The organism is Bacillus sp. GS3m_15504 (genome assembly GCF_055825275.1).
In genome coordinates, this window is record NZ_JBVVNL010000001.1 from 3,525,364 (window position 1) to 3,537,301 (window position 11,938).

Genomic DNA, 11,938 nt, shown 5'->3' on the forward strand with positions numbered 1-11,938 from the left:
TTTACTCCTCCCCTTCTTTTCCTTCATAAATAAATACATGTTCTATCGTTGTCTGAAATGTTTTTGCTATTTCAAATGCTAACGGAAGTGATGGATCGTATTTTCCTTTTTCAATTGAAATGATGGTTTGTCTGGAAACGCCAAGTTTCTCAGCCAATTTTTCTTGAGATAGTCCAAATTTTTTTCGGTATTCGACCATTTTATTTTCCAAGGAAATTTCTCCCTCCTCCCTTACACCGAGTATATATGTAAAGTAACCTTTACGTCAAGTTCCCTTTACATATACTTTAGTTTGTTTCACTCTATTTATATAGAAGAAACTTTTTCAATTTCGGCACGTCTATTTTAAAGCGAAACATGGAACAATGGAACTAACCGTTACTATATCTCCACCTCTCTTTTTTTTTAATTTAATATCTCCATATTTGTTTTATCCTTTTAAAATATTTCATTTATCCCTTTATTCCGCAAAATGTGTTATTGGTTTTACGGTGTTTTTCGGCATATTTATAGAAACTAACTGTTTATGAAGCATTTTTTATGTTTAGCAACTTTTTTTGTAGAAATCCTTCACTTTCCTTTCAATATTTAACACTATCTAAATAAAGTTTACGATAAATTCATAATTTTTTATTTTTTATACTATATTCCGTTATATTGTTGTATAATATCAATGAAAGCGCTTATTATTTCAATATACATAATTCGAACTTATTTTTATCGAAACATTCTAACTATTATACTTATATTTACATGCAACAATTTTAGTTATTCGTATAGGTATACCAAATATATCCACCCTATTTTTCTGTAAAATTACTTTATAACATGAAAGATTAACTTGGGTGATAAGTTATTGTGAATGTTTTTTTACAAAACAGATAAGTAATAGTGTTTGGTATTATGTAAATTATTGTAATAACATAAGAGTAAAGAAAAACATTTACATTGATTATTGGTTCATCAATTATTGAAAAGAGCAAAATGCACCTTTTTGTATGGAAAAAGGATTATATGCATTGGGAGGTTTAAACAAATGACGAGGAAGAATACAACGACAAACCCTTGGGCCAAGTTCCACGGTCCGAACCTTGGTTATGTTATTGAACAGTATGATCTTTACGTAACTGGAGCAGGTTCTGTTGATCCGGAATTACAAGAGCTTTTTGAAATTTTTGGAGCTCCTTCGTTTCAAGATGATGTCGTAACAGGGGACAACACAGCAACACATTTTTCTCCTCAAAACACAGGTAACATTGAAAAGATTCTTAAAGTCGTTCAACTTGTTGAACAGATTCGTTCTTTCGGGCATACGTTGGCTCACATCAATCCGATGGAGGATGCTGCAAATGGACAATCTCTTCTTGAGAAAGCAATGAACGAACTGAGCGATGCTGATTTGAAAGCGATTCCAGCGAAAACAGTATGGCCAGATGCACCAGAAGGTATTCACACTGCACTTGATGTAATTCATAGATTAAAAGAAGTGTATACACAATCTTTAGCTTATGAATTTTCTCATATACAAGATAGTGAAGAACGCGCGTGGTTGCATCAAATGGTGGAATCAAATTCATTGCGTCAACCACTATCAAATAAAAAACGAACTGCTCTTTTAAAACGTTTAACAGCTGTTGAAGGTTTCGAGCAATTCTTGCATAAAACATTCGTTGGGCAAAAGCGTTTCTCTATCGAGGGCGTTGATATGCTTGTACCTGTTCTAGATGAAATTGTGCTAGAAGGAGCTAAAAACGGCGTAGAAGATGTCATGATTGGTATGGCTCACCGCGGTCGTCTAAGCGTACTTGCTCACGTATTAGAAAAACCATATAGTCACATGTTTGCTGAGTTCAAACATGCAAAAATAGAAGGCGCAGTGGCAAATTCTGGCTGGACTGGCGACGTGAAATACCATTTAGGTAGAGAACAAGTCGTTAGTAACGAAGAAGTTAGCACTCGCATTACATTAGCAAATAACCCAAGTCACCTTGAGTTCGTTAATCCCGTTGTGGAAGGTTTCGCACGTGCGGCTCAAGAAAACCGTAAAAAATCTGGTCTTCCAGAACAAGATACTTCAAAATCATTCGTAATTTTAGTTCATGGTGATGCTGCATTCCCTGGTCAAGGTATTGTATCTGAGACATTGAACTTAAGCAGATTGAACGCGTATCAAACGGGCGGAACAATTCATGTTATCGCAAACAATGCAGTTGGTTTTACGACTGATAGCTATGATTCTCGTTCTACGAAATATTCAAGTGACCTTGCAAAAGGTTTCGATATTCCGATTGTTCACGTGAACGCTGATGATCCAGAAGCTTGTCTTGCTGCTGCTAACCTTGCGATTCAATATCGCATGCTGTTCAAAAAAGATTTCCTAATCGATTTAATTGGTTACCGCCGCTACGGTCATAACGAAATGGATGATCCAGCAGTTACACAACCACAAGTGTACAAAAAGATTAAAAATCACCCAACTGTAAGAGCAATTTATGCAGATCAATTACAAGCTGCTGGTGTTCTAAATGCAGATGAAATTGAAACAATTACACAATTTACGCAAGAGCAATTAAAATCTGACTATGCACAAGTACCGCCAGCTGATACGAGCGATGCAACAATTCACGTTAAAGTGCCAGATGTTGTTGCAAAAGGTATTCAGCCAATTGATACTGGTGTTGAGCTTGACTCACTTCGTGCAATTAATGAAGGTCTACTCTCTTGGCCAGAAGGCTTTAACGTATATCCGAAAGTGAAGAAAATTCTTGAGCGCCGTAAAGATGCTCTTGAAGAGAACGGTAAAATTGAATGGGCACTTGCTGAGTCATTAGCATTCGCTTCTATTTTACAAGAAGGTACGCCAATTCGTTTAACTGGGCAAGATTCACAGCGTGGTACATTCGCGCATCGTCACATCGTATTACACGATACTGATACAAATGAAACATATTCACCATTACATCGCTTACCAAATATCAACGCTTCATTCTCTGTTCATAACAGTCCGTTATCAGAAGCTGCTGTTGTTGGTTACGAGTATGGTTATAACGTATTCGCTCCGGAAACGCTTGTTATGTGGGAAGCGCAATATGGTGACTTCTCAAATACTGCGCAAGCATTATTTGATCAATATGTTTCAGCTGGAAGAGCGAAATGGGGTCAAAAATCTGGTTTAGTTCTTCTATTACCACACGGTTATGAAGGTCAAGGACCAGAGCACTCTAGTGCGCGTCCTGAACGTTTCTTACAGTTAGCTGCTGAGAACAACTGGACAGTTGCAAACTTAACGAGCGCGGCACAATACTTCCATATCCTGCGTCGTCAAGCATCTATCTTAGGAACAGAAGCTGTTCGACCATTAGTATTAATGACGCCGAAAAGTTTATTACGTCACCCACTTACGCTTTCAACTGCTAGTCAGTTAAGCGAAGGACGTTTCCAACCTGCTTTAGAACAAGAAAACCTTGGTACAAAACCAAACAAAGTAAAACGTCTTGTTTTAAGTACAGGTAAAATGGCGATTGACTTAGCAGCAGAAATCGAGTCTGGTAAGCATGAGTACAACTTAGATGAAATTCATATCGTTCGTATTGAACAGTTGTACCCATTCCCTGCTGAGAAAGTTCAATCTATTATTAAACGCTTTAAAAACTTAGAAGAAATTATTTGGGTTCAAGAAGAGCCTCGTAATATGGGCGCATGGCATTACATGGCTCCAATTCTGTTCGAACTAGCTGGAGATAAAGTGAAAACAGGTTACATCGGACGTCCAGATCGCTCTAGCCCATCTGGCGGCGATCCATTCGCTCACAAAGCTGAGCAAGAACTGATTGTTTCACACGCTTTAGATGTGAAGTATAACTTCCGTCAAGATAAACTAGAAATTGAAGTTTTCAGCAACTAAAAAGTAACAATGAAGATTTCTAGCTTGTTCCTTGGGCAGATAGTCTGCCCAAGGTCAGGCTAACAAATGGAGATTACCGAAGACAAAAGAAGAAAAAACACACCGTTAGGCAAATAAGGGGAGGACATTTAAAATGATCGAAATTAAAGTACCTGAGCTTGCAGAATCTATTACTGAAGGAACTATCTCACAATGGCTTATCAACGTAGGCGACAAAGTTGAGAAAGGTGGCAGCGTTGTTGAGCTTGAAACTGATAAAGTCAATGTAGAAATCATTGCAGAAGATTCAGGTATTGTATCGAAATTACTAGGCGAACCTGGGGATACAGTTGAAGTTGGCGCAACTATCGCAATTTTAGACGCAAACGGAGCACCAGTTGCAGTAAGTACACCTGCACCGGCTGAGCAACCGAAACAAGAAACTGCTGAAGCACCAAAAGCTGCGGCACCAAGTACTGAACAAACTGCAACTCTACAAGGTTTACCAAATACAAACCGTCCTATCGCATCACCAGCTGCTAGAAAAATGGCTCGTGAATTAGGAATCGACTTAAACGACGTACGTAGCACAGATCCACTTGGCCGTGTGAGACCACACGATGTACAAGCTCATGCTGCAGCACCAAAAGAAGCACCAGCTGCTCCAAAAAGTCCAGCTCCTGCTCCAGTTGCAAAAACTGAATTCGAAAAACCAGTTGAGCGCGTGAAAATGTCCCGCCGCCGTCAAACAATTGCAAAGCGTCTTGTAGAAGTTCAACAAACATCTGCAATGTTAACAACATTTAACGAAGTTGATATGACTGCAATCATGGAATTACGTAAAGAGCGTAAAGATGCTTTCGAGAAAAAACATGATGTACGTCTTGGTTTCATGTCATTCTTCACAAAAGCAGTTGTTGCAGCATTAAAACAATTCCCATTATTAAATGCTGAAATTCAAGGCGACGAGCTTATCATTAAAAAATTCTATGATATCGGTATTGCAGTAGCAGCTCCAGACGGATTAGTTGTTCCAGTTGTACGCGATGCGAACCAATTAAACTTCGCTGAAATCGAAAGCGAAATTCGTGAATTAGGTAAAAAAGCACGTGATAACAAACTTTCATTAAAAGAACTACAAGGTGGTACATTTACAATTACAAACGGTGGTGTGTTCGGTTCTCTAATGTCAACACCGATCCTAAACAGCCCACAAGTTGGTATTTTAGGAATGCACAAAATCCAAGTACGTCCAGTTGCAATCGATAACGAACGTATGGAAAACCGCCCAATGATGTATATCGCTTTATCTTACGATCACCGTATTGTTGATGGTAAAGAAGCAGTTAGCTTCCTTGTTGCTGTTAAAGATATGCTTGAAGATCCAAAATCATTATTATTAGAAGGTTGATAGATTCATAATCTATTACAGGCTGTAGAATATATCATTCTACAGCTTTTTTTATTGCATTCATACGGGACAAATCGCATGACATAAGGTAATAATGTATGCCTAAAACGTAAGGAGGATTAAAATGAGTAACCTTCCAGCACATGCAAAACTAAAAGCAAATAAAGATACTTTCTTCCTCCCCGACTCAAACGGGGGTGTCTATTTTCGAAATAACGCCAGTTCATTTCGTATGGACGGTGACGGAATTTATAACTGGATTGAAAAATTAATGCCAATGTTTAACGGTAATTATTCTTTAGCAGAAATAACGGATGGTCTCCCTCTCCCCTATCAAAATCGTGTATTTGAAATTGGAGAGATTTTATATACAAATGGGTTTGTCCGTGATGTAAGTCAAGATGCACCTCATGAATTAAACAGTGCGTTACTTGATAGATATGCTTCGCAAATTGAATTTCTAGAAGCAGATTCTCATTCAGGCGCTTTAAAATTCGAAACGTACCGCAATGCAAATGTACTTATAATCGGCTCTGGAGATATGCTTACTTCCTTAGTTTCTTCTTTATTAGAATCCGGATTACCTACCTTTCATTACCTTGTGACAGATTATGAAGAAACGAATTACGACCGTATTCACGAGCTAGTAGAACTTGCGCATGAAGTAGATGATGCTGTACTTGTTCAAGAAATAGATACAACAATTGATCGTCCCCTACATGAAGTGTTCGAGCCTTTCGACTGGATTTTATACGTTTCGCAAAATGGAGATATCGAAGGACTAAGAGCAGTTCATGCGATTTGCAAGGAAATAGGAAAGAACTTCATACCTGCTGTCTGTTTATCAACAGTTGGTTTAGCTGGTCCTGTCGTAACAACTAATCGTGAAGAATGCTGGGAGTCCGCATGGCATCGGCTACATGAAACGACTTTACAAAATGAAAATTCATCAGCCACCTTCTCTCCTATTACATCCGCAATGCTAGCAAATATAATCGTTTTTGAATTATTTAAACATGTTGCTGATGATTCACATCGAGAAAAGAATCCACAATTCTTTTTATTAAATTATGAAACACTTGAAGGAACATGGCATCCTTTTATAAAACATCCTCTCGCCACTGATGAAAGTTTTACAATTGATACGATAGAAAACCTTTCTGAAAAACTTGAGCATCGGTCTAACCAACATACCTCAACTGATTTATTCCGTTTTTTCGATTCATTAATTTCTAAAGAAACTGGTATATTCCATGTATGGGATGAACAAGATTTACATCAATTACCGTTATCACAATGCCATATTCAAGTAGCTACACCTCTATCAGATGGTCCAGCTTCCCTCCTGCCTCTTATAACTTGCAGTGGTTTAACTCATAACGAAGCGCGCCGAGAAGCTGGTTTAGTAGGAATCGAAACATACGTAGCAGAAATTATGCACCGCCTTATCCCTGAACATAATGATATCGGTATTGGCGCTGGAGAAACGATGACAGAGGGTGTATATCGGGCACTACAACAACATTTAAATAATAAATTGTATGAACGACAATCACATATGCTAGAAGAAATTACGACGGTCGACTTAACGGACATTCATGATAAAAATTGTAGATTTTATTACGATGCCCTCGCTACCATTCATGAAGCACCTAAAATAGCAGTAAGTGAAGAGATTCTCAGCTTTCCAGTCGTTTGGGTCGGTATAAATGATCGATGGTACGGCGCATCTAATATTAATACAACGTTAGCGTTACGAAGCGCCCTACAACTATCCCTTCTTCATATTCAAAATGAAGAGACTCCATACAGAGCTAATATCTTGCCGGAATCCTCTATTATTTTATATGACACGGATTCTTTTAGGTTAGAAATACAAGCAGAAGAAGAAATTCCAAGTACGCAATCTGTACAGCTTGCCTTGCAACATTTAGAAGAACATCATTTTTATCCATTCGTGTTTGATTTGGCAATTGAATCATTTTTGAAAGAAAACTTAGATGGTGTGTACGGGGTATTAATTGGAAAGGAGGACGGTCTATGACTCAAAATATATTACTTATAGGGGATGGCATTCTTGCAGACTATGTACATGATCAATTATACAAACAATATTCCATCATTCGCCAACATACAATTGCAGACGAACTCCCTGAAAATATCGACCTCGCTCTCGTATTACACGACGGCTCTCCTTCTACTATTCATCATGACGCTGAGCTAACTTTCCGGTCAAATCATATTCCGTGGCTACGTGGTTTTACTTCATTTGGTGAAGGGATTATCGGGCCTTATATTCACCCTCCTGCAGCCGGATGTACTCATTGTGCCGATGGACGACGCTTTATCGCTGGATTTGATCAAAAAGAAATGTGGGAGTTACAACGAAAATATGCGGTAAAAGAAGAAAACGTAACGAGGGGTGATGTACGTGCCACCCAAAATGGCATTCTGCAAATGTGCCATCTGATTTGCGCAGAAACAGAGAAAATATTAACTCATAATCATCCTTCTTTAGAAAATGAACTCATTTTACTAAACTTACAAACACTGCAATGTACGCGACATTCTTTTCTTCCAGATCCACTCTGCCCTGTATGTAGTAATTTACCTGATGACACGGCAGATGCAGCAGCGATTTCATTACAACCGAGCTTAAAAACAAGTGATGCAACATATCGCTGTCGTTCCATTCATGAACTAAACACATTTTTAACGAAAGACTATTTAGATTACCGAGTCGGTATGTTGAATGGAAAAATGCAGCATTCTTTATTACCATTTGCTGACGTTATTATAAACATGCCATTAATGTTTGGAAATGAAGGGGTTGCAGGGCGAACTCATTCATTTGCAATCAGTGAAGCAACTGCTATTTTAGAAGGTTTAGAACGATATTGTGGTATGTCACCTCGAGGGAAAAAGACAAATGTGTATGGTAGTTTTCATGATGTAGAGGACCACGCGCTGAATCCCCTTACGCTCGGTGTACATACAAATGAACATTATAATCGTGATGGTTTTCCATTTAAACCGTTTGATCCTGACTATGAACAAAACTGGGTATGGGGATATTCACTATCACAAAACCGGCCAATTTTAGTTCCTGAATCAATCGCTTATTATAGCCTCGGTCATCGAGATGCTTACGTATATGAAACATCAAATGGATGTGCCATTGGTGGTAGTTTAGAAGAAGCAATTTTTCACGGCATTTTAGAAATTGTAGAGCGTGACGCCTTTTTGCTCACTTGGTATGCTGAATTACCTCTTCCCCGCCTTGATCTTAGTTCAGCACATGATACAGAATTACAATTAATGATTCAGCGGCTATACACGATTACTGGTTATGAATTACATGCATTTAACGCAACGATGGAACACGGCATCCCGAGCTTATGGGTAATTGCAAAAAATACGCGTGAAAATGGAATGAATGTCGTTTGTGCTGGAGGCTCTCATTTGGATCCAGTCCGTGCTTTAAAGAGTGCCATTCACGAAATAGCAGGCATGTTACTTATAACAGATGATGAACTTGAGGAAAAAAGAGAGTACTATGAAAACTGCTTACAAGACCCTTATCTCGTAAATAAAATGGAAGACCATAGTATGCTGTATGGATTGAAAGAAGCAGAAGAACGTCTTCACTTTCTTTTACGCGGGGATGCCCCGGTGCAAACGTTCCAAGAAATGAATGCATTACAATCAGTTGATCTAGATTTAACATCCGATCTTCATCAACTTTTAAACCGTCTAGGGCAATCTGGACTTGAAGTAATAGTTGTCGATCAAACAGTACCTCTTATAGAAAAAAACGGATTACATTGTGTAAAAGTCATTATTCCAGGTATGCTACCGATGACATTTGGTCACCATCTCACTCGACTTACAGGGCTAGATCGAGTGTATACCGTACCGATGACACTTGGATATACAGACGAACCTTTAACGACTGAACAATTAAATCCACATCCGCACCCGTTTCCATAGTAAAGGAGGGGATTTCATGCAACTAGATACTTTTTTACATCATCTCCATTTCTCTATCGATGAAATTATGCCAAATCATGAAATAGACTGGGAAGATGCACCGCTTCCTTATAAATTATATCGAAACTTACCTATTATCCCTCTCTCTTTAGAAATCCCATTATCTTTACCTAACTCTTCTACTACACCTACTTTAGATGAAATTGGTCATTATCTTTGGTGTTCATTTGGTTTAACCCAGTTATGTCAGCTAAATAGCGAGAAAATTTTATTTCGAAGATCTATCCCTTCCGGCGGCGCTTTATATCCAAATGAATTGTATATATATTTAAAAATTGACGATTATCCAGACGGCATTTACCATTACGACGCCGCGCATCACCGACTTATCTTACTTCGCGAAGGAAATTTCGATTCTTATATTACAGAAGCACTCGGCAATCGTTGTAACATACAATCTTGTTTTGGTGCTGCATTCGTATCCACCATGTTTTGGAAAAACTTCTTTAAATACAATAATTTTTCATATCGTCTTCAAGGATTAGATAGTGGTGTTCTCATCGGCCAATTACTTGAATGTGCCAAACAATTCGGCTACACAAATGGCGTATATTTTCAATTTCTAGACCGTGCAATTAATCATTTACTCGGACTGTCAGAAGGAGAAGAAAGCGTGTATGCTGTCGTTCCTTTCAGTACAGAACCGCAATTTAATTGGTTTCACAATGATTACCGTGAAATTAAAACAGTTACTTCTCATGAGTTGTTACAACAAATTCCGCCTTTAGCACATGAACATTTCGTTCGCTCAAAATATGTAAATGAATATCCGATGATAACAAAAATAAATGAAGCCTCTATGATTGAATCGACAGCACAGTTCCAAACACTAGCTCATGAAGAGTACTATCAACATCATGCGCATGCTGTACAACTGCCGAAAGTAGAGCGTTTATCTTATGATTTCTTACAACTTTGCAGAAAACGGTATTCCCCTGATGCTGACTTTATTTTAACGAAATGGGATGCGGCCGAGCTCGCTACTTTACTACAAGAAGCGAGTCTCTCCTTCCCTTATTCCAACGACCTTGATGGTACGTATGTAAATGAAAATGCGCGCGTCTCATTATATGGATGTTTCTATAACGTAAAAGATATAAAAAACGGTGCTTACGCTTATAACAGTAAAACTCATTCCATCCAGCCAATTCGGTACGGAGACCTTCGTTATCCCCTTCAATCTAGTATGACGATGGATAACATAAACCTTTTTCAAGTACCACTTTGCTTACATGTAGTCGGAAAGAAAGATTACTATACAAATGCATTAGGCTATAGAGGGTACCGTATTCATCAAATGGAAGCAGGTATACTCGTTCACAAACTCGTTTTTGCAGCGACCGCAATGGGGATGGGCGGGCATCCGTTACTTAGTTTTGATACAAATTCATGTGATCAGTTATACGGGATAGATGCTGGAAATGAAACGTCACTTATTCAAATTCCTGTTGGAGCGTATCGAGCGCGGAATTGGTTAAAAGGGGATTTACGTAATTAGAAGCACGCCGCTCATCGGCGTGCTTTTTTTACTAGATTAATTTAAAAATACTCTTAATTTGTCTCGCAAATAACCAGTTTTTCGTACCGTAGTTATCATTTAAACTATCTAAATTGATAGATTGTCCGTTAGCAAACTTTAATTCTAACGTTGTATTTTTATCGTTTGTTTTTAAGTTACTATGTGTAATGGCATCATACTTTAATTTTTCAATCTCAACATATTCGTTTTTTTCTTGTCCGATCACGACATGGTCTTGGAAGAAGAACAATACTTCTACTTTCTTACCGAAACAAAATACGTTTTTCGTATAAATTAATGTCGCATTATCAAGTCCAATGCATACTTCTTTCATCTCTTCAACAACGTTTCCAAAGTCTTCTTCATGTCTTGCGTTTGATTCAGCAATCCATTCTTCGATTGTTTTCATGTTAATTGCCATACTGTGCCCCCTGGTTCGTTCATTGCTTTGTTTAAAAACTAAATACTATATGACAATATAAGCGATACGTACTATGTTTTCAAGGGTGAACGGTATATTCAAAATAAAGTTAAATTTCAAAGTAATATACTAGGAGCACCAATCTCATTGTATTTTAAACGTTTGCACGAGGCATTCTTCATCGTCGATTAACTGTATTTTCTCATCAAATTCGATGTTTAGCTCCCTATATACTTTCTTCCAAAAAGAAACAGCTGGTACATTTTTCACAAATTCGATAACGAAATATTGCCCTCGTTTCTCTTTTAGTACATTCTCAATAACTTGTTTACCAATTCCTTTCCCCTTGTGTTGATTCAATATGAAAATGTCATTAATACTAAAGTCATTTTCCTTCTTTAAGAATGGACGTTCCAGTAGTAATAAAAATCCTACAATATCATTATCACCTTTAATAAAATACGGAGTAATTCCATCATTTACCCAAAACATATGCAAATCTTCGAATTCAAAAAATCCATTTGCCCCAATCGTTATATGAGGAGTGAATGTAGAGAGGTCATGAAGATATAGTGCGTACAAATTACGTAATATCTCTTTTTCTGATTCTTGAACTGCTTGAAGTGTTATAAACATTTTTAATGATCCCCTTCC

The 11,938-nt window shown here is 37.8% G+C and carries 8 protein-coding genes; 5 read left to right on the plus strand and 3 right to left on the minus strand.

Annotated elements, in window-relative coordinates:
- Position 1: 1 nt before the first annotated feature.
- A complete protein-coding gene (locus AC0L0O_RS18580) occupies positions 2–211 on the minus strand; it encodes a helix-turn-helix transcriptional regulator (protein WP_000428510.1) in 210 nt (69 codons plus the stop codon).
- 825 nt (positions 212–1,036) lie between these two features.
- Between AC0L0O_RS18580 and odhA the strand changes: the two genes are divergently transcribed.
- From odhA to AC0L0O_RS18605, 5 genes are all read left to right on the plus strand, one after another.
- Positions 1,037–3,904: a 2-oxoglutarate dehydrogenase E1 component gene (odhA, locus tag AC0L0O_RS18585; protein ID WP_428889287.1), complete on the plus strand. Its 2,868-nt coding sequence runs from the start codon at positions 1,037–1,039 to the stop codon at positions 3,902–3,904.
- Between the two features lie 133 nt (positions 3,905–4,037).
- Entirely contained in the window at positions 4,038–5,294 is a 1,257-nt protein-coding gene (gene odhB, locus AC0L0O_RS18590; protein ID WP_000569912.1) for a 2-oxoglutarate dehydrogenase complex dihydrolipoyllysine-residue succinyltransferase, read from the plus strand.
- A gap of 124 nt (positions 5,295–5,418) precedes the next feature.
- The gene (locus tag AC0L0O_RS18595) at positions 5,419–7,338 is read left to right on the plus strand and encodes a putative thiazole-containing bacteriocin maturation protein (protein ID WP_000067629.1); all 1,920 of its coding nucleotides are present in this window, start codon (positions 5,419–5,421) and stop codon (positions 7,336–7,338) included.
- A complete protein-coding gene (locus AC0L0O_RS18600; RefSeq protein WP_428889286.1) occupies positions 7,335–9,284 on the plus strand; it encodes a TOMM precursor leader peptide-binding protein in 1,950 nt (649 codons plus the stop codon). The genes AC0L0O_RS18595 and AC0L0O_RS18600 overlap by 4 nt, the downstream gene beginning before the upstream one ends.
- A 16-nt stretch (positions 9,285–9,300) precedes the next feature.
- The gene (locus AC0L0O_RS18605; protein ID WP_001175517.1) at positions 9,301–10,842 is read left to right on the plus strand and encodes a SagB family peptide dehydrogenase; all 1,542 of its coding nucleotides are present in this window, start codon (positions 9,301–9,303) and stop codon (positions 10,840–10,842) included.
- Positions 10,843–10,873: 31 nt separating this feature from the next.
- Here the strand turns inward: AC0L0O_RS18605 and AC0L0O_RS18610 are convergent, their stop codons facing one another.
- Positions 10,874–11,284, minus strand: a complete 411-nt coding sequence (locus tag AC0L0O_RS18610) for a DUF3908 family protein (RefSeq protein ID WP_000996788.1) — start codon at positions 11,282–11,284, stop codon at positions 10,874–10,876.
- Between the two features lie 144 nt (positions 11,285–11,428).
- Positions 11,429–11,920 (minus strand): GNAT family N-acetyltransferase, encoded by a 492-nt coding sequence (locus AC0L0O_RS18615; RefSeq protein ID WP_255181702.1) that lies wholly within the window; start codon positions 11,918–11,920, stop codon positions 11,429–11,431.
- Positions 11,921–11,938 lie beyond the last annotated feature (18 nt).